The organism is Streptococcus taonis (assembly GCF_029948085.1).
Classification (GTDB): Bacteria; Bacillota; Bacilli; order Lactobacillales; family Streptococcaceae; genus Streptococcus; species Streptococcus taonis.
The window spans coordinates 24,761-42,551 of the sequence record NZ_JARZZP010000007.1 but is presented as its reverse complement, the minus strand read 5'-3'; the positions used below and the strand labels follow the sequence as shown (position 1 = coordinate 42,551).

The window sequence follows — 17,791 nt, the reverse complement described above, 5'->3', positions numbered from 1 at the left end:
TATAATAACTCTTGTTGAAATTTTCAGAAAAGGAAAGAAAATGTTTACGAAATTAAAATATACCTTTATTGGTCGTCCCCTTAAGTCCTTAACTGAAGGCGAGGGAGGACTACTTGGAAAAACACAGGCACTTGCAATGCTTTCAAGTGATGCCCTATCTTCTATCGCTTATGGACCTGAACAGGTCGTTCTTGTCTTGGCTAGTCTTTCTCCCCTCGCTATTTGGTGGAGTCTTCCTATCGGCATTTTTGTCCTCTTGCTACTTGCTAGTCTAACCATTTCTTACCGACAAATCATTCACGCCTACCCTCAAGGTGGGGGTGCCTATATGGTAACACGAGAAAATCTATCTCCTGAGCTCGGTTTGATTGCCGGTGGAAGCTTGCTTGTTGACTATATGCTAACAGTAGCCGTATCCGTGGCCGCAGGAGCTGATGCGATCACAGCAGCACTTCCTGCTCTCCATCCCTACAACCTCCACATCTCCATTTTTTTGGTCTGTTTACTCATGCTTTTGAATCTGCGAGGCTTGAGGGAATCTGCTAGTTCTCTGATGATCCCTGTCTATCTCTTTATCTTTAGCACGGTCTTCCTCTTATTATTTGGCTTATTCCAACTGTTGACAGGTTCTCTCAGCTATCATGCAACTTCTGCAATTGGTCAAACTGTCCCAAGTCTCTCAATCGTCCTGATTTTAAGAGCCTTTACCAGCGGTTCAGCTTCACTAACTGGAGTTGAAGCTATCTCAAATGCTGTTCCATTTTTCAAGACTCCTAAAGAGAAAAACGCAGCCCAGACGCTTACTATCATGTCTCTGATTCTTGGATTTCTATTTGCAGGAATTACCTTCCTAAACTACTGGATGGGGATTACACCTCAACACGGAGAAACAATCCTTTCACAGATGGCTAAAGGGATTTTAGGGGATTCTACTCTCGGTCAGATTGTTTATTATCTCTTCCAATTCTCAACAGCCCTAATCCTAGCCGTTGCTGCAAATACTGGTTTTTCTGCCTTTCCGATGTTGGCTTACAATATGGCCAAGAACAAGTACATGCCCCATCTCTTTATGGAGAAGGGAGACCGCCTAGGTTACTCAAATGGTATCTTAACACTAGCCTTTGGCGCTATGATTCTTCTGCTCATTTTTAACGGAAATACAGAACGCTTGATTCCTCTCTATACTATCGGAGTTTTCGTTCCTTTTGCACTTTCTCAAACAGGGATGATTCGCCACTGGAAAAAAGAAAAAGGCTCTCATTTCTTAAAGTCTGCCTTTGCTAACATCCTCGGCGCTATCATTTGTTACGCTATCGTCCTTATTCTACTCCTCTTCAGGCTTGGAGATATCTGGCCATTCTTCCCAATTATCCTGGTCCTAACCTTCCTATTTCTGTCCATCCACAGTCATTACCAAAAAGTGGCCAAACAACTTCGACTCTATGAAGGGATTCAAAAGCAAAGCTACGATGGCAATGTCGTTCTTGTATTAGTGGGAAATGTTACTCGAGTCAGTGTTGGAGCGATTAATTACGCTCAAAGCATCGGAGATGAAGTTTTGGCCATGCATATTTCCACCAAGGAAACCGAAGAAAAAGACCAAGAAATCCTCCAAGAATTTGCCGACTACTTCCCAAATATTACTCTTAAAAACATTAATACCAGCTATCGCGATATTATCACACCTACAGTTCGATATGTTCGAAAAATATCTCAAGAAGCCAAGAAAAAGAACTACACGGTTACAGTTCTTGTACCCCAGTTTATCCCTAACAAACCTTGGCAAAATATCCTCCACAATCAAATGAGCCTTAAATTAAAATATGCTCTCAGATGGCACGAAGATGTCGTTATTGCTAGCTATTCATATCATTTGAAAGAATAAAGAAAAGGCATTACCAGAACCAATAAGCTCCTGGTAATGCCTTTTTTCTGAATCTAGTCCCTAAAATTAGACTTATACTCAATGAAAATCAAAGAGCAAACTAGGAAACTAGCCGCAGGCTGCTCAAAGCACTGCTTTGAGGTTGTGGATAGAACTGACGAAGTCAGTAACCATACCTACGGAAAGGCGACGTTGACGCAGTTTGAAGAGATTTTCGAAGAGTATTAAAATTTTATTGATAACCTTCTTCTATCGAACGTGGTTAACCAAATCTTCTTGGGCTTTTTTATTAGACTCAGCTTTTTCTTTTTGCCATTTTTCATAAAGTTCTTGGTACTGTTTAGCTGTCACAGGTTCCTTTTGCAATTCAACATATTTGTAGTTGTCCGCATCTCCTTTGTGCCCAACAAATGAGAAGGCCCCTGTAAACGGAACTGTCTTACGGAAGATAGGATTAGCCCCTCCACTTTGAACTGGTAGGAAGAGAGCACTATCTGTCAACCAAGCTTGAACTTCGGCAAATTTTTCATAACGTGTTTGCGTATTTTCATTCTCTTTATCTGCTGCATCCAACAACTCCTTGTAGGTAGCTAAACCGAGTTTTTCCTTGACTTCATTGTCTTTTCCTGGAGTCAAGCCAAGATTTTTCAACTGAGAACCAGAGTCTGGATCCAAGAGATCAAGATAGGTTTTCGGATCTGAGAAATCCCCACTCCAACCTGAGATGTCGATGTCATAGTCCTTTTGATCGGCGGTATCCGCAAAGAAGGTAGCATTGTCTTTCTCATCTGGAGACAATTGAATGATATCAATAACAAGATTATCTAATCCAAGCGTTGCTTCAACGGTCTGTTTGAAGGAGCTTGCTTGCTGTACATCCAACTTAGCAGTCTGATCAACCAACATATCCAAGTGGATAGGGAAGGTCACACCTTCTGCCTGCAAACTTTCTTTAGCCTTGGCAAACTCAGCCTTGGCTTTTTCAGGATCCAAGAAAGCAGCTTGAGCGTCGTTCAGATTGATGTTAGACCACTCTGTACCATAGTTGACCATCTTTTCATTGACAGCATCTCCAAAGTTTTTGCCACCGATTTGAACAAAGTTACTTGGTGTGACTGTGTTTCGAAGGATTCGATCAGCACCATCTTCTCCATTTGTCTGTGCAGCATAGGCATGACGGTCAAAGGCAAAGTTAATAGCTTGACGGAAGTCTTTATTTTGCATGGCTAGACGAGAATCCGTCTTTTCTTTATCCGTCTGTTTCATAGTTTGCTTGTAACTTTGACGATTAACATTGAAAAGATAGTAGAAGGTTATAGCATTTTGAGGAGTATAAGTAATCTTGTCCTCGTTCCCTTTTTTCAACTGATCAAACACAGAGCTTGTTGGGAAGATACGACCGTCTGTATAGTTTCCTTCCAAGAAACCTCTAGCCAAACTATCTTGGTCTGAACCATCATAGAAGGAAAGTTTTACTTTATCAATCTTCACATTGTCCTTATCCCAATAATTAGGATTCTTTTCAAACTCAATTAAAGATTTTGATGTGAATGATTTGAACAAGTAAGGTCCATTTGACAGGATACTAGACGGAGTTACACTTCCAAATTCATCCCCCTTAGATTTCAAGAAGGCTTCATTGACTGGACTTAAAATTCCACCTGTAGTCTTAGAATTCCAATAAGACTCCGGCTTGTTTAAGGTATATTGGAGAGTATAGTCATCGACTGCCTTGATACCAACAGTCTCAAAGTCTGATGATTGCCCCTCAATATAGTCCGCCAAACCTTTGATAGAGTCTTGCACCAAGTACAAGTTTTCTGCCTTTTTATCCGCAGCATACTTGAGGCCTGTCACAAAGTCATGAGCTGTTACTTCAGCATATTCTTCTCCTTCAGAGGTATACCACTTAACACCTTGACGGATTTTATAGGTATAGGTCAAACCATCTTTTGATACTGTCCATGATTCAGCCATGGAAGGAACCAGATTGCCATACTTATCATTTTCCAACAAACCATCAATCAAGTTTGTCGTAATGCTAGACGTCGAGCCACGTGTCGAAGTAATGTAGTCTAGTGTATCTGGATTGCTAGCAAATACATAAGAATAGGTTTTATCAGATGCATTTGACTGTGTCGAGCTACAAGCCACCATCAAGAAGCTAGCACTCAAAATTCCAGCCCCTAATAAGAGAGCTTTTGATTTCTTCATAAATATTCTCTATTTATATAGTATATGAAATATTATACACTATTTCAGAAAAAATACAAAGCTTATACAAAATATTTTTAGAGCAAAACAAAAGCCAGTAGACTCGAGTTCCTACTGACTTCATTGTTAAATTTGTTTGGATTATGCAGCCAAAACTTTGCGTCCTTTACGACGACGAGCTGCCAATACGCGACGACCGTTTTTAGTTGACATACGGTTACGGAATCCGTGTTTACGCGCACGACGTAGTTTACTTGGTTGATAAGTACGTTTCACGATGAATACCTCCTCATAGATTTTGTATTCGTTTAGCCGGCTATAAAGTGATCAGTTACTAAACATACTTTACTATTCTATCTGATTCTTTTGCATTTGTCAATAGCTCTGACAAATGTTTCCAGCTTTTTTGCTGAGGAGATAATTTGAAAATCCTTCCAATTTACTTTCGAAATCTATAAAATATCTAATGTACTAGTAATTTACCCAATTGGTACACTCAAAGTTCCAAGTTTTTCCTCTTGAAACCTTCCGCCTGCCTATTAAATGTAAAAGGTGTTTTCTATATTTTCCTTCTGTCACTTCTTGCATTTAAAAAGCAACAACACCGTAGGATGACGATTCTACCGTCTTTTAATTGGCAATAAACAAGATATTTAGTAATAATCCTTTCTAGTTATCATCGATTAAATCTCATTTTTAAAAAAACTAATATGTGTAGTTATCTAAAACCTCTATCTATTCTTCTTAAACAACACAAAAACGCTCTAGACGTAAAAATAGTTGTTATCCTAGTTGATTAAAAAAATCTCTGATTTCCTCATCTTTTATAAAATAATATATAATTTTCCCCTCTCTTCTAGTGTCCAAGATGTTTTGATTGGCTAGTTTACGAAGATGGTGGGAGGCAGATGCCATACTGAGATCTAGTAAACAGGCTATATCACAGACACAGAGTTCTTCAACAGCAAGGAGATAAAAGATGATATTTATCTGTTTATTATCGGTAAACTTTGATAAAATACGAAGTGATTTTTGGACTTTTTCCTTTTCAAGGTAGTTCGTTGCGGTTGTAACATTTTGTTGATTTATAATATTCACTTGGCATATACTATCTTTTTTCATAATTTTTTCTCCTAGCCGAACACAGTCCTTAGCATGTCAAAGCTGTTGTTTTCAATCAGGATATACATCCCCAATCCTAAATAAACAACGGCAATAAACCATCTGCTATATTTTTCCAAAGTTTCTCCAACAGAAGGGACTTGTGCCAATTTTTGGGCAGAAAAAACCAAGAGATAAATCATGACTAGAAAAGTAAGTAAAGCCACTATCAAATTCGCTAAATTTAAGGTAATAAAATATGGGACAAAAACACCAATATTATCAGCACCACAACTTGCAAAAGTAATCATAGCGACTAGAAAAATCAGGTTTTTATTATCTTTGCGCAAACCATCTTTTGCAATAGCTTCTCCATCAGAATCTCCTAAAAGCAAAACTTTGAATCCTAGGAAAATTGGAATCAAACCGAGCAAACCTAAAATCTCTTTACTAGGAATATAATTTAAGACAAATGCAAAAAGTAAACTTAGCAATATTAGACTAACAGAGCCTAGAAATTGTCCTAAATAGATGTTAATGATGTCTTTTCTGCTTTTTCTTTTGGCAAAAAATAACATTAGGATAATAAGTAAGTCTACGGCTGTCCCAGAATACAGGATTATTGAAGTAACAACATTTTGAATCATAAAATACCTCACTCAAATATATTTTTGAATATATTTTAACATTAAACTTTATAGATGTCAACTTCAGCTCCATCAAAATATAGATAAGAAGGTAGTGTACCAAACATTAAAAAGCCCTGCCATCGAAATGATAGCAGGGCTTAATTTCAATATCTAAATGATATATTTATCTAAAAAAGGTAGAGATTGAACTGAAATATAGTGAAATTAACAAAAGAAAAAAACGCTTAAAATCAGCGTTTTTCTTATGTATTGATTTGTATTGAATGCTTACTTCACTTCTGTAAGGAATACTTAAAATCTATTTTAGTTGTGATAAACCCTATTAAATCAATGTTTATAAGCTATTGATTTGGATAAAACTGTCAGAGGTTGCCAAAAAGGTTGCCATGAATTTTATGAGGTTAGCTCCGCAATTTTATTTAGATAAATATCTACCGCTTGTGTTTGATTTTTAGGGGCAAGTTCGGCATATATGTCCATAGTAGTTTTGATAGACTTATGTCCCATGCGAACCTGTAACTCTTTCCAATTCATACCAGCATTTAACATCATAGAAGCGTGTGTATGACGGAATAAGTGAAAACCATAGTCAGGTAGATCAACTTCCTGTAATCGTCTTTTGAGTGTAGCACGTTCATTCCTATCGCACATATAGTTTCCGTAAATTGTTGGGAAAATCAACTTGCTTTTTGAAAGACCGTTCTTCTTGAAATAAAGATTCATTTCATCATGGAAGTTTTGAAGTTGCTCAATAATTTGGTACGGAACAGCTATTTTTCTATTGCCTGAATCAGATTTAGGAGTATTTTTACAAACAACCTTTCCTTTTAATCCTAACTTAGGGTTTGCATTTTTCCATACAAGAGTTTTAGTGACTAATATTTCAGAACTTTCAAAATCAAGGTCATATATAGTCAAAGCTAATAGCTCATTGATTCTCATTCCTGAAGCAAGTAGACTGTCGCAGATAACTTTAAATCGCCGATTAGCCCTAGTATTAGGTAAAGTATCGACGAAATTTAGCCAGATAGTTAAATCTTCATCATGAAGAACCATAATGCGTTTTTGATTGCTTTTTGGTTTTGGTGGAATCTTGATAGATTGAACAGGATTATATTTGAGTTCAAAATGCGTTATTCCAAAATTAAAAATCTCTCTTAATTTGTGGGCGATTGCTCCGAAATCTTTTGCGCTTCCTTTTTTAGCTCGTTTATTACCGGCATCGACAGATTCTTTAGATTTTTGGGCAAGCTCGTTAATCCATTTTTGTATATCGGAAGAAGTGATTTTATCTGGTTGATAGTGTCCGAATTTGGGGAGGATATAGGTGTCTAGATAGTTCCTCACTCGGTTTAGAGTGTTATCTGAGCTGACCCAAGTTTCGTAGTTGGAGAACCACATTTCAGCTAGATCTGACAAGGTAGCAATGCTAAAAGTTTCTTTCCTTGTTGAACCATTTTCTTCCCAATCAATTTTAGCTTGAATAATTTTACGATCTAAGGATCGTAGGGTTTTAGCTGTTACAGTTGTTTTTACAGGTTTTCCAGTCTTTATATCTAAGCCTAGATAGACGCTCTTTACTGAATAACTAATCTCGCCATTGTCCTTTACTTTCTTGAGGACGGTTTTGCCTTTATGGATGATTTTTTCTATATTCATAGTTGCTCTCCTCAATCAATCGAAGAATTGAAAAAAGCTAAAATAGATAGTATCTCACTTTCTTTCTTTTTTGATACTTCTATTCTAGCACATTTCACTTCTAGTTGTGGCTTAAAAACTCTAAAACAGTATCAATATGATAGTAAACGGTTCTAGTACCCTCAATAGGTGGTTCTAAACGTTTTAGACCTCTATTCTCCCATGACTTTAATGTGTTAGGGGAAATACTGAGCAGATCTAAAATCTCTTTTTGTGTGTAGATGCATGAACTTCTTTTTTCGCTGTTCAAATTCTTTAGCATTTCAATGATAGTGTGAAGCATGAGTTCGATTTGCTTTAAATCAAAATTATTGCTAGACATACTATTCTCTCTTTCTTTGGTAAATATAATTGAAATATGAGATAATAGCAGTAGGGGTAAGCTACTGCTTATCTCTTGCTAATCCGCAACATCACTTTTAGGCTTCTTGGCGGAATCTTTAGGAGTGATGTTGTTTTTTTGGTAAAAGATTTGAAAGGCATCTTCCAGAAAATCTTTAAAATTTAGTTTTGACAGTTCACCACCGAATTTGTTTAACCATATCCCAACATCTGGATTTGGGATGTAGTTGAATTCGTATTCTTGAACTAACCTGATGATGAAGTGATTACGGGCTTGCGTACCCCAAATTTCCTCAATTTTCTTTAGAAGTGGATAAAATCCGCTACCTTTTAACAAATAAGAAATGGTTGCTAATAAATCATTATTTCGAGAGTTTAAGGATTCAAGCTCTGGGAAGATACCAAAACCTTTAAGTAAATCACTAGTGAATGGCAACAGTTGACCAGTATCTGCATCATGGAAACAATATTTATCAATCATTTTGTTGACAATGAGCTTGCTCAAATCTTGAGAGCTATCAATAGCAAGCAACAAGGTTAGAATTTGATTGCTATAAGTACCTTTATAGGAAGCCTCCATGCGTACCCAAGAATTGCAATACTTAGTTAAGTGCATATAGCGACCTTGATTGTCTAATTGTTCCTGATACTTGTTATAGATCCGCAACAGAGCATTTACATTCTTTTTCTTGCTACCAATATATATCGTTTGCGCTTGACCATTCACTTCTTGAGCGCTAATGTTAGAAATATTTTTACGTCCTTTATGATTGGTGATAATATATTTTTTGATTTTTAACCCTTGGTAAAGGTCATTGACAGCCATTGGATAATTAAAGTAATCAACAGCAAGGTCAATACGAGAAAGGCGCAAATCATAATAGTCAGCGTACAGCAGTTGTGCTATATTGTGAACGTCAATTGCTTCACTATAATAGTCTTGATAGGAAGCTTTATAGTGAGACAAAGCCGATGCAGAAAATTTCAGGATAATTCCCATCGTGAAATTAGTCTGATGCCAAGCAATCGCAAAATAATAGGGAAGATTCTGAAAGGTAAAGCCATCAGTATAGCCTGCTGGTGAGGTTTTCAGTGGAACATAATCTCCAAATAGAAGTGGGAGGGATAGATTTTCTGCTACTGTTTCAGACAGCGATAAAGCAATTTGATGCCAATTATCAGGATATTCTCCTACAGTATCTTCTGTCGGTTGGATGACAAATGTAGCTTCATCGACACTGGTCATAATGACTGGGTTATGGTCGCTATCTTTTTTAAGATATTTTTCAATTTCATTTTTACAAATCATTTTATTTTCTTTCTATCCGCCTAAAGAGTGAAAGTTAGCCGAGCGGTAAATATTGATTTGGTTAACTATTTATTGTAATGTAGCGAAATTTCTACGCTTTTATTCTCTCACAGTTTCAGGAAGTAATCACCCTAAATAAAAAGTTATAGAATAACGTTGATATAACAGCGTTTTAATGGGATTGAGCATTTTACCCTAAAGTGGAATTTACAAAGCTTTAGAACAAGGTCAAATGGAACGGGGGTCTTTACATGTCCCCTGTATAACAGCCAGCTAAAGCTGGCGAGGCTGTAAGACCATCTGATTCTCTAAAGTGAATCAGGGTCAACAGCCTCAACAACATTAGCAGACTTTCCTAATATATCAAGAACTCGTCCCTTCAGTAAATTTATATCAGGTACTTGTTTAACCTTAATTTTAATAACATTAGAACCATCATCAAAACGCTGAAGATAGCCAAATCTTTTGGGTAAATTTTTTTGTAGCTCTTGTCCTTCCTCTAGTTCAAAAAGTCCCTTCGTTACTGATGACCTCAGTGACCCCAATGCAATGACTAAAGAAAATTGATTCCGAGCAGATCCCTCCCCTAGTGCAGAAGCAAGCAGATCTTGTGAAACGGCTAATAATTTGATATTAAAGGCCCTCCCAGTATAAAGAATAACTCTAATTTTCTCCTGATATTCTTTCTTAGACTTTCCTGCTAATTCAAATAATGAAGTTAATTCTTCTACTACAAGATAGTAGGGAGTTTTTTCTCTTCCTCTATTCTTTTTTCTTAACTCAATCTCATTAAAAGCTACATCTATAGCTAAAATAGCTCTGTCACCTAAATACACATTGGGTAAATGTTCCGCAAATAAATAATCAGACTGTTTCATCTCAGAGATAATAAATTTACTTGCAGGATTTTGATTGTATAGATAATTGATGATAGCGAATACAGCCGTAGATTTTCCAACACCACTACTCCCCAGCAACAGAAGATGTATGAAATCTATATCTGGCGTTCCGCCCCCAGCTTTTAGAAATGGATTTTTAGAGCTCAATGATTTCATCAAGGTCAAATTCCTCCTGAGTTTTAGGTTCTGTTGCTCTAGCATTCTGATTAAAGGTAGCGTCCTCAATAGTTTCTAATTTTAAGAAAATAAACCACCCTCCGTTTACTAACTCAACTTGACTGTAATCAATAGTATAAGAAACTTCGTGGTTTGCAATAATTCCTTTTACTATATTCTCAATCTCACGCTGTTGTTCTGATGAAATATTGGAACCGAGTTGAATTATTAGATATTCACCACTATCAGAAAGTTTAACTTGCTCTTTAACCTTTAAATGTTCTAGCGTAGGTAGCAGAGAATAAATATTCTGTTGGACACTACCTATCTTATACCACTCTCTAGGAGGAGAATATTTATTGTTTAAGTAGTTAAAGAAAAGTTGGTTTAGGAATATTTTATCAAATTGATATATTCCCCAAATGACAAGAGTCATAATCCCTAACAATAGGATAAATAGTAGTAAAATAGAGTACAGAAAAATCATTAGTTTTCCTCCTTGCTTTCAGGCTCCCTCATTCGATAATTAAAATCTACGTAAGAACCATGAATATCATAAGAAAATTCAAGTATTTCCTTGATATGTTTATAAACCTGATTAACTACAAAGTCTGCTATATCTACGGAAAAATCCTCGGTTACCCAGAATCTGATACGACCGCTGTAGAAATTACCCCTAGGAAGATTTATAGGGTGATTATCGAAAATGATAGGTGTTTTACTTCTATCAAGGTATGATGATAAATTTAAATCAATCGTTTCATGTAAACTATTTAAAATGAACATAAATTAAACCTCCAATAAATGAGAGGGAGGAAAACCTCCCCAATAATTTAAACAAGCTCAATAAAAGCAGACTTAGCTTTTACTGAGAGCGCAGCACGATTTCCACTGTTATAAGCATTGATAGAAACACCTTCAAGAACAATTTCTACTTTTTCATCAAATAAAGTTGTAAAATCAGATACATTAACCATATCAGCCTTGATATTTGTTTGATTGAATCGACCGTCTGAAGTTCGTACACCGATAGTCAAATTTGTTTGACCAGTGCTGATACCAGATGTATAGTCTTTAACTTCCGATGCCCCAATTAAGCGACCTTGTATTGTTGTTTGTGTAGCTTCCATGAGTTATCCTTTCTAGCCGTTTTATTAAGAGCATCAATATATTTACGGTCTTTTGAATATATTGAAGATATGTATTGTGTGATAGCTACCTCACATCTTAATTATTCCATAAAAACTGACAAGACTTTACCTAAACTCACTTAAAATGTAAGTAATAATTTTTCTTGGTTTTTTTTAAGATTTTTTTCTGTTCTCACTATTGTTTAAAGCTTGCTACATAGCACTTTCAGTGGAATATAATTTATTATCTACCGAGATTATTTGGTTCAAAAAAAAATAAATTTTTGTAAGATTGTTATTGAAAACGTTTTACCCTAAACTTTTATAAAAACCCGTTAATATCTTGACGTTTAAAATGTATTAATGCTAAAATGATACATAAACTTTTTTGTGTAAAGGATGTTTGCTATGGAAGAAAAAAAAGAAGAACGCATGCTTGTTGCAGTTACAGTTAATTTGATGCACAAAATGGAAGAATTTAAAGGGTTTAAAGAAGAACAAGGGATTAGTGGAGATTATGAAGCTAAAATTGCTTATCTAGCAGAAAAGTTTCACATGAGCGACCAGACAGCAGAAAATTTGTTGTCTGGTAAGGTAGTTTCTAAAAATAATTATTTAGCTATTTTTCCTTCCTTTGACAAAGATAATATAAACAAAAAATCTACTGCATTAGAAAGATTTGCAGAGACTATTGTGGATGAAATAGAGAAGGAAAATGAAGATTATATTACAGAAGTATCTAATATAATCACTAATAAATTAGAAAAACTTGATTTAAAAAATAAGGCAAAAGCTGTATTATCAGATGATAAACGAGCGGAATCATTAAAAAACTCCATAATATCAAGCTTAAAAAGTGTAGAGTTCCCAAATAAGAAAACTAAAATTAATGACTACGCTCTAATTGTATGGATTGATCACTTTTATAAGAGTATCTCTGAACAAGATAATCTATTTGAAATTACTAGCAAATTAGATACTATCTCGAAAGCTATTGAATATCTTCCTCTTGTTGAAAAGATATTTGAATCTGAAGAAAACATCGAAATATTTTCTCAAGTAGCTAATCGTCTTGACACATTTAGGATTGCTGATGAGTACGAGGATTGGGATAATATAGAGAGCTTTATCAAGGACGTACGAGAGCGAAATGGATTTGATAACTACTTGAAATAGAATATAAAAAAGCCAAGTCATGCTATATGTGACTCGGCTTATTTTTCTATCTCATCTAGGAAATCAATCAAAAGTTTTGTGACCCTCTCTTGCTTACTAGGTGCTAATTTTTCCAGCTTAAACAATAATTGATTTATCAGCGGATTACTTTCTGTCAGAGAAATGTCAAAAAAACTTTCTATATTTGTATCCAGAGCATCCATGATTTTTTCAAGGGTCTTGATTTTGATATTTGGTTCAAGGTTTTCTAATTTATAAGTATATTTTAACGGTAAGTCCGCCAGCTCCTCTAGTTGCTGTTGGGTGATATTTTTTTGTAATCTCAGTAGGCGGATTCGCTTGCTGATATAGGATTGTAGGTTCGTTTTTGTCATCTCAGTACCTCTTTAAATCCTATCATACTGAAATTTGTGTCCTTTAAAAACTACTTAAAAAGCGAAAAAAACAGTTGTATAGTTTCAAAATACTACAACATGTGATAAAATAGGACTATAAAACTATCAAAAGGAGTTTATATGATGGAATCAAACACACAAGGTCACGGAACCATCAAGAAATTGCGTACTGGCGCAGTTATTTCAACGCTTGCAATCTCGGCTCTAGGGGTATCTACTGGGGTATCTGCTAATGAGACTGAGGTAGCAGTTAATGAGCCTGCAACTAGGGTAGTTGCCAAGGACGGGGTAGTTCCTAAAGTTCCGAGTCAAGCTGATGTTGACAAGGCTAAAGCTGAATCAGATAGGGCTAATCAGGATGTAGCTAAGCAAAAAGAAGTTGTTGCATCTACTGAAGCAAACATTGCAACTGCTGAAAAGACTATCGCGGACACTACTAAAAAAGTAGAAGAAGCTAGTTCTGTTACACCTGAAAAGGTAGCTGAGGCTAAGGCTGACGCAGAAAAGAAAGCCAGTGAGCTTGCAACAGCTGAAAAGAATGTAGCTGATGCGGATAAGTCTGTATCTGCGACTGCTGAAAAGGTAGCTGACCAAACTAAGGTAGTATCTAATGCTGAGAAAACTGCAACTGCTACGGCTAATAAGGTAGCTGACGCTCAGAAGAAAGTAGATTCTCTTTCATCTACTACTGACACCTCCCAACTTGAAAAAGAGGTAGCTACACTTACTAACCAAGTCGCTGAAGACACTAAAGCCGTAGAAACTGCTCAGACTAACCTTGACAATGGTAAAAAAGCCCAATCTAACAAAGACCAAGCTATCAAAGACGCACAAACTGGGGTATCTGAAGCTGAATCTACACTCGCTCAAGCTACTACAGCCCTTGCTAATGCTAAAGCTGACCAATCTAACAAAGATAAGGCAGTCACTACTGCTAAAGATGACCTCGACCGTGCTAAAGAAGAGATTGCTGACGCAGATGTTGCAGTTAACACTATCACTTTGAATCCAGAGTATATGGCTCTCCTTAAAGAGTACCTAACTACTGGCAAACCTGAGGCACTTTCTCAAAAACTAAAAGAGCAGGGTATCAGAGAGTTGCAGAAGACAGGTACAGTGACTCTTACTAAAGATGGTGAGATTTACCGTTACGACCTACCGTTTAACTCAACTAAGAAAGACCAAAACACCAAAGTTGACATCAATAACCTTGACTCAACTGTAGAAGAAGATTTATCTCTTTTTGCAGCTGACTTGATTAACCAGATTCGTAATCAGTTTGGTACAGAGCCTGTTAAAGTTACTAAAGGTGCAGTTAAAATTGCTCACGAAGTTGCTCGTACCTCAAAAGAGATTGACTACCACGATGTAGAAAATCTTGACCGTGTAGGTGAAGAAAACAAAGTTCTTCTTTCAGAACTTATTGGTAATGATATTCACAAACTTACTACGGTTGCAGAAATTAAGCAAGCTATCTACAACGACGTATACGCTATGCTTTACTGGGACTCTCATGCTCGTTGGGGGCACGCAAAACAGTTGGTTCGTTATCAGCCAGAACCATTTATGTCATCTATCCAATATGTAGGTGTAAGCACTCATTATATCGAAGGTGATGTTACAAAAATTCACTACCTAGGTACTTCAGACAACGTAATCTCAGACGGCTCAACATTCGATAAAACGGTAGTATCTGCCCCAACAACTGCCGAAAAAGTTGCCAAACTTCAAGAAAAACTCTCACTGGCTCAATCAACTTATGACGAAGCCCTCAAAGCCTCTGAAGAAGCTAAAACAGCTGTCCAATCAGCTCAAACTGCCTACACCAACGCTGAAACAGCTCTTGCTACTGCTCGCACTCATCTATCTAACGTAGTAGGTAACAAAATTGATGTTTCAGCTCTTGAAAAGGCTCTTGCTAACGCTAAAGACAAACTAGCGCAGGACACTCAAGCTTTGCAAACAGCTAAGGAATCGCTTGCTCTAGCTAAATCAAATGCTACTGACAAAGCTAAGGCTCTTGCTGAAGCTAAAACAGCTCTTGAGACTGCTAAAGCTGAACAATCAGATGCTGACAAGGCTCTTGAAACTGCCAAAGGTGAATTGGAAGTCCTTACTAAGGCTCATGATGTAGCAGTCTTAGCTCGTAAGTCAGCTGGTCAAGAACTTGCTCGTAAACGTGAAGCGTCTAAAGAAGCTAGTGACACTCACACAGTTCTTGAACTTGCCCTTACACACCGTGACGAAGTCCTTAAGGCTTTAGAAAAAGAGCTTACTGACGCTAATGCTAAACTTGGGGTACTTCGTGCTGAGTTGGAGACTGCTAAGGGAGAGTTGGCTCGCCTTGAGGGTATCGCAGAAGTTAAGGCTCGTGGGTATGAGAACTTCAAGCAACTCAAAGCCGACCATGACGCATACCTTGCTGAACAACAACGATTGCAAGCTTTGAAAGACAGAGCAGAAGAAATCCGTAAAGCAGGTGGTCAACCTAAAGAAGTTACTGACGCTAACGGTAAAGTAGTTGATGTTGTGGATGCTAAGGCTCAAAATAAGGCTGTAGTTGCGACAGTAGGAACTAAAGACGATAAAACATATCAAGCTCCTGCAAAAGATACAAATGCAAAAGCAGAATCTAAGAAACAACTTCCAAATACAGGAACAAAGGAGACGATGCTAGGCTTATTAGGTTTTAGCTTATTAGCAAGTTTAGGATTAGGGTATACCAAAAAGAACTTAAGAAAGTAAAAAATAAAAAATCTTCTTACTTATTGTAGGAAGATTTTTTTGGATTCCTAAAATTTATTGAAAAGACTGCGCTATTCCAACAATTTTTAGGAATGAAAAAAGTCCTAGAAAATTCTTAGGACTTTACATTCTTCGATTGTTGACTTTCTTTTTTATTTCAAAAAAGGTTGCCAAAAAGGTTGCCATAGAACTGATTTCAAATGATTTGTAATGAAATTCAATGTTTTAAAAATCGCATGAAATCAATGTTTTTCAGTATGTACTGAAATGTAATGAAACCTTATTTAACTTCTGTAAACACAACGTGTTTGCGAAGTTTTGGTGAGTATTTCTTCAATTGAAGACGGTCTGGAGTGTTACGTTTGTTTTTAGAAGTAAGGTACAAGCGTTCACCAGATTCTTTGTGTTCAAGTGTAATATTTACGCGCATGGTATCTCCCTTCTATTATTCAGCTGATGCAGCTTTAGCGATCTTACGTCCTTTGTAGTATCCTTTAAGTGATACACGGTGAGAACGTGAGTAATCTCCAGTAGTTTCGTCAAAGTTTACAGATGGAGCTGTTACTTTGTAGTGTGTACGACGTTTGTTTTTCTTCGCTTTTGAAGTGCGACGTGCAGGTACTGCCATTTTGTTTTCTCCTTTTAAGATATAAATTCAGTTAGGTTTGATTTTCATCAACTTTAATAGTATATCAAAACTTTTTTGTAAAGTAAAGTTACTTGACAAAAAAAGATAAAAAAATTTTCCTATCCAATCTTATGGATAGGAAAATAGACTAAATATCAATCTCGAAGGGTTCATCAATGGTTTCTGAGACGTATTTTCCGTCTTTTTTCCGTTGTTTGACGCATTCGGTGAGAAGATATTCGATTTGCCCATTAACTGATCGGAAGTCATCTTCTGCCCATGATGCGAGTGCAGCATATAACTTATTCGAGAGTCGAAGGGGGATTTGCTTTTTTTTAGCTTCTGTCATTTCTAATAAAGGCTTCCTGTATTGACAATTGGTTGTGCATCATGATTGCCACAGAGAACGACTAGGAGATTTGAAACCATGGCAGCTTTACGCTCTTCATCTAGTTCAACCAGCTCTCCTTCATTGAGACGTTCCAGTGCCATTTCAACCATTCCTACAGCGCCGTCTACAATCATTTTACGTGCATCGATAATAGCAGATGCTTGTTGACGTTGAAGCATGACAGCTGCAATTTCTGGTGCATAAGCTAGGTATGTAATACGTGCTTCAAGGATTTCCAAACCAGCGTCCTCTACGCGACTTTGAATTTCCTCACGAATACGTTTAGCTACAATCTCACTAGAACCACGGAGGCTTCCTTCATCGGCTTGCCCATCACCTGTAGTATCCACATTAGGAGATACATCGTAAGGATAAATGCGGACAATATTACGAAGGGCGCTATCACATTGCAATGAAAGATATTCTTTGTAGTTATCTACGTTGAAGACTGCTTTGGCTGTATCAACAACTCTCCAAGTTACCGCGATTCCGATTTCAACAGGGTTCCCTAAACAATCGTTAATCTTTTGACGAGAATTACTCAAAGTCATAACTTTGAGAGAAATCTGTTTCTTGCCAATTTCAATATTTACATCATTGCCATTGGATGATTTCATTCCTGAAAAAGGAGATTTTGTGCTAACATCGCCACTTTGTCCGAGTCTGGTGTGGATTGCAGGATTGACCGCTATACTGAAGGGATTGACAAAGTAAAAACCAGGTTCTTTGATAGTCCCAGTATAGTTACCAAAGAGGGTCAAAACCAGAGCTTCCTGAGGTTTGACAACTTTTAAACCAGCATGAGCTAGAACTGAAATTAAGATTAATAAAAGTCCGATAATAATTCCAAAAACGTTTTCCGAACCAGCACCCATGATAAATATAAAGAAACCAAGTACGAGTGCCAACTCGATAAGTATCAAGGCTACTACACCATTTGGTTTTGAATTGATTAGTTTTTCAGTCATCAGAATGACCTCCTGCATTTGATATCTAAATGATATCACTTTAATTTTAAATGTCAATAAAAAAATGCAATATTTTTTAAGAAGATTTCAATGTATTGAATTTT

At 36.7% G+C, this 17,791-nt stretch carries 20 protein-coding genes; 4 read left to right on the top strand and 16 right to left on the bottom strand.

From position 1 onward, the window contains the following. The first annotated feature begins 40 nt into the window (after positions 1-40). Positions 41-1,885 carry an APC family permease gene (locus tag QEZ38_RS05025; RefSeq protein WP_281335212.1) on the top strand — a complete coding sequence of 615 codons (1,845 nt, stop codon included), beginning with the start codon at positions 41-43 and terminating at the stop codon, positions 1,883-1,885. Positions 1,886-2,134: 249 nt separating this feature from the next. On the opposite strand, the gene QEZ38_RS05020 is transcribed toward QEZ38_RS05025, so the two are convergent. From QEZ38_RS05020 to QEZ38_RS05005, 4 genes are all read right to left on the bottom strand, one after another. Further along, the gene (locus tag QEZ38_RS05020; RefSeq protein ID WP_281335211.1) at positions 2,135-4,099 is read right to left on the bottom strand and encodes a peptide ABC transporter substrate-binding protein; all 1,965 of its coding nucleotides are present in this window, start codon (positions 4,097-4,099) and stop codon (positions 2,135-2,137) included. Positions 4,100-4,240: 141 nt separating this feature from the next. Continuing rightward, positions 4,241-4,375: a 50S ribosomal protein L34 gene (rpmH, locus tag QEZ38_RS05015; protein ID WP_000831905.1), complete on the bottom strand. Its 135-nt coding sequence runs from the start codon at positions 4,373-4,375 to the stop codon at positions 4,241-4,243. 507 nt (positions 4,376-4,882) lie between these two features. Continuing rightward, a complete protein-coding gene (gene cadX / locus QEZ38_RS05010) occupies positions 4,883-5,221 on the bottom strand; it encodes a Cd(II)/Zn(II)-sensing metalloregulatory transcriptional regulator CadX (protein ID WP_153225139.1) in 339 nt (112 codons plus the stop codon). An 11-nt stretch (positions 5,222-5,232) separates the two neighbouring features. Then, the gene (locus QEZ38_RS05005; protein WP_281335210.1) at positions 5,233-5,847 is read right to left on the bottom strand and encodes a CadD family cadmium resistance transporter; all 615 of its coding nucleotides are present in this window, start codon (positions 5,845-5,847) and stop codon (positions 5,233-5,235) included. 28 nt (positions 5,848-5,875) lie between these two features. Between QEZ38_RS05005 and QEZ38_RS05000 the strand changes: the two genes are divergently transcribed. Beyond that, positions 5,876-6,004 (top strand): FanG protein, encoded by a 129-nt coding sequence (locus QEZ38_RS05000; RefSeq protein ID WP_281335247.1) that lies wholly within the window; start codon positions 5,876-5,878, stop codon positions 6,002-6,004. A gap of 239 nt (positions 6,005-6,243) precedes the next feature. On the opposite strand, the gene QEZ38_RS04995 is transcribed toward QEZ38_RS05000, so the two are convergent. From QEZ38_RS04995 to QEZ38_RS04965, 7 genes are all read right to left on the bottom strand, one after another. Further along, positions 6,244-7,509: a tyrosine-type recombinase/integrase gene (locus QEZ38_RS04995; RefSeq protein ID WP_101776914.1), complete on the bottom strand. Its 1,266-nt coding sequence runs from the start codon at positions 7,507-7,509 to the stop codon at positions 6,244-6,246. Positions 7,510-7,609: 100 nt separating this feature from the next. After that, on the bottom strand, positions 7,610-7,870 hold the full coding sequence (locus QEZ38_RS04990) for a MerR family transcriptional regulator (RefSeq protein WP_084943978.1): 261 nt from the start codon (positions 7,868-7,870) through the stop codon (positions 7,610-7,612). Positions 7,871-7,948: 78 nt separating this feature from the next. Beyond that, positions 7,949-9,199: a replication initiation factor domain-containing protein gene (locus QEZ38_RS04985; protein WP_281335209.1), complete on the bottom strand. Its 1,251-nt coding sequence runs from the start codon at positions 9,197-9,199 to the stop codon at positions 7,949-7,951. 308 nt (positions 9,200-9,507) lie between these two features. Further along, a complete protein-coding gene (locus tag QEZ38_RS04980; RefSeq protein WP_281335208.1) occupies positions 9,508-10,254 on the bottom strand; it encodes an ATP-binding protein in 747 nt (248 codons plus the stop codon). Then, positions 10,235-10,741: a hypothetical protein gene (locus QEZ38_RS04975; protein WP_281335207.1), complete on the bottom strand. Its 507-nt coding sequence runs from the start codon at positions 10,739-10,741 to the stop codon at positions 10,235-10,237. Before QEZ38_RS04975 ends, QEZ38_RS04980 begins: the two co-directional genes overlap by 20 nt. Continuing rightward, entirely contained in the window at positions 10,741-11,040 is a 300-nt protein-coding gene (locus QEZ38_RS04970; protein WP_281335206.1) for a hypothetical protein, read from the bottom strand. Before QEZ38_RS04970 ends, QEZ38_RS04975 begins: the two co-directional genes overlap by 1 nt. A gap of 47 nt (positions 11,041-11,087) precedes the next feature. Next, positions 11,088-11,384 (bottom strand): hypothetical protein, encoded by a 297-nt coding sequence (locus tag QEZ38_RS04965; protein WP_270988647.1) that lies wholly within the window; start codon positions 11,382-11,384, stop codon positions 11,088-11,090. 408 nt (positions 11,385-11,792) lie between these two features. Between QEZ38_RS04965 and QEZ38_RS04960 the strand changes: the two genes are divergently transcribed. Then, the gene (locus QEZ38_RS04960; RefSeq protein WP_281335205.1) at positions 11,793-12,560 is read left to right on the top strand and encodes a hypothetical protein; all 768 of its coding nucleotides are present in this window, start codon (positions 11,793-11,795) and stop codon (positions 12,558-12,560) included. Between the two features lie 38 nt (positions 12,561-12,598). Here QEZ38_RS04960 and QEZ38_RS04955 read toward each other — a convergent pair whose 3' ends face one another. Beyond that, complete coding sequence (locus tag QEZ38_RS04955) at positions 12,599-12,934, bottom strand: helix-turn-helix domain-containing protein (RefSeq protein WP_049530007.1); 336 nt, start codon at positions 12,932-12,934, stop codon at positions 12,599-12,601. 141 nt (positions 12,935-13,075) lie between these two features. Between QEZ38_RS04955 and QEZ38_RS04950 the strand changes: the two genes are divergently transcribed. Further along, positions 13,076-15,700, top strand: coding sequence for an SEC10/PgrA surface exclusion domain-containing protein (locus QEZ38_RS04950; RefSeq protein ID WP_281335204.1), 2,625 nt, complete (start codon positions 13,076-13,078; stop codon positions 15,698-15,700). 280 nt (positions 15,701-15,980) lie between these two features. Here the strand turns inward: QEZ38_RS04950 and rpmG are convergent, their stop codons facing one another. The 4 genes from rpmG to QEZ38_RS04930 form a co-directional block, all read right to left on the bottom strand. Next, positions 15,981-16,130, bottom strand: coding sequence for a 50S ribosomal protein L33 (gene rpmG / locus QEZ38_RS04945; protein ID WP_001265622.1), 150 nt, complete (start codon positions 16,128-16,130; stop codon positions 15,981-15,983). A gap of 15 nt (positions 16,131-16,145) precedes the next feature. After that, the gene (gene rpmF, locus QEZ38_RS04940) at positions 16,146-16,328 is read right to left on the bottom strand and encodes a 50S ribosomal protein L32 (protein WP_000290417.1); all 183 of its coding nucleotides are present in this window, start codon (positions 16,326-16,328) and stop codon (positions 16,146-16,148) included. Positions 16,329-16,476: 148 nt separating this feature from the next. Next, on the bottom strand, positions 16,477-16,677 hold the full coding sequence (locus QEZ38_RS04935) for a type II toxin-antitoxin system antitoxin (RefSeq protein ID WP_248035866.1): 201 nt from the start codon (positions 16,675-16,677) through the stop codon (positions 16,477-16,479). A gap of 2 nt (positions 16,678-16,679) precedes the next feature. Next, on the bottom strand, positions 16,680-17,687 hold the full coding sequence (locus tag QEZ38_RS04930) for an SPFH domain-containing protein (protein WP_281335203.1): 1,008 nt from the start codon (positions 17,685-17,687) through the stop codon (positions 16,680-16,682). Positions 17,688-17,791: the final 104 nt, after the last annotated feature.

What these genes read in the sequence shown, in the direction of transcription:
- QEZ38_RS05005 (WP_281335210.1), bottom strand. Translation starts at nt 5,847, where the DNA reads ATGATTCAAAATGTTGTTACTTCAATAATCCTGTATTCTGGGACAGCC.
- cadX (WP_153225139.1), bottom strand. Translation starts at nt 5,221, where the DNA reads ATGAAAAAAGATAGTATATGCCAAGTGAATATTATAAATCAACAAAAT.
- QEZ38_RS04995 (WP_101776914.1), bottom strand. Translation starts at nt 7,509, where the DNA reads ATGAATATAGAAAAAATCATCCATAAAGGCAAAACCGTCCTCAAGAAA.
- QEZ38_RS04970 (WP_281335206.1), bottom strand. Translation starts at nt 11,040, where the DNA reads ATGTTCATTTTAAATAGTTTACATGAAACGATTGATTTAAATTTATCA.
- QEZ38_RS04985 (WP_281335209.1), bottom strand. Translation starts at nt 9,199, where the DNA reads ATGATTTGTAAAAATGAAATTGAAAAATATCTTAAAAAAGATAGCGAC.
- QEZ38_RS04960 (WP_281335205.1), top strand. Translation starts at nt 11,793, where the DNA reads ATGGAAGAAAAAAAAGAAGAACGCATGCTTGTTGCAGTTACAGTTAAT.
- rpmF (WP_000290417.1), bottom strand. Translation starts at nt 16,328, where the DNA reads ATGGCAGTACCTGCACGTCGCACTTCAAAAGCGAAGAAAAACAAACGT.
- rpmG (WP_001265622.1), bottom strand. Translation starts at nt 16,130, where the DNA reads ATGCGCGTAAATATTACACTTGAACACAAAGAATCTGGTGAACGCTTG.
- QEZ38_RS04950 (WP_281335204.1), top strand. Translation starts at nt 13,076, where the DNA reads ATGATGGAATCAAACACACAAGGTCACGGAACCATCAAGAAATTGCGT.
- QEZ38_RS05025 (WP_281335212.1), top strand. Translation starts at nt 41, where the DNA reads ATGTTTACGAAATTAAAATATACCTTTATTGGTCGTCCCCTTAAGTCC.
- QEZ38_RS04965 (WP_270988647.1), bottom strand. Translation starts at nt 11,384, where the DNA reads ATGGAAGCTACACAAACAACAATACAAGGTCGCTTAATTGGGGCATCG.
- QEZ38_RS04935 (WP_248035866.1), bottom strand. Translation starts at nt 16,677, where the DNA reads ATGACAGAAGCTAAAAAAAAGCAAATCCCCCTTCGACTCTCGAATAAG.
- QEZ38_RS04980 (WP_281335208.1), bottom strand. Translation starts at nt 10,254, where the DNA reads ATGAAATCATTGAGCTCTAAAAATCCATTTCTAAAAGCTGGGGGCGGA.
- QEZ38_RS04990 (WP_084943978.1), bottom strand. Translation starts at nt 7,870, where the DNA reads ATGTCTAGCAATAATTTTGATTTAAAGCAAATCGAACTCATGCTTCAC.
- QEZ38_RS04975 (WP_281335207.1), bottom strand. Translation starts at nt 10,741, where the DNA reads ATGATTTTTCTGTACTCTATTTTACTACTATTTATCCTATTGTTAGGG.
- QEZ38_RS04955 (WP_049530007.1), bottom strand. Translation starts at nt 12,934, where the DNA reads ATGACAAAAACGAACCTACAATCCTATATCAGCAAGCGAATCCGCCTA.
- QEZ38_RS05020 (WP_281335211.1), bottom strand. Translation starts at nt 4,099, where the DNA reads ATGAAGAAATCAAAAGCTCTCTTATTAGGGGCTGGAATTTTGAGTGCT.
- QEZ38_RS04930 (WP_281335203.1), bottom strand. Translation starts at nt 17,687, where the DNA reads ATGACTGAAAAACTAATCAATTCAAAACCAAATGGTGTAGTAGCCTTG.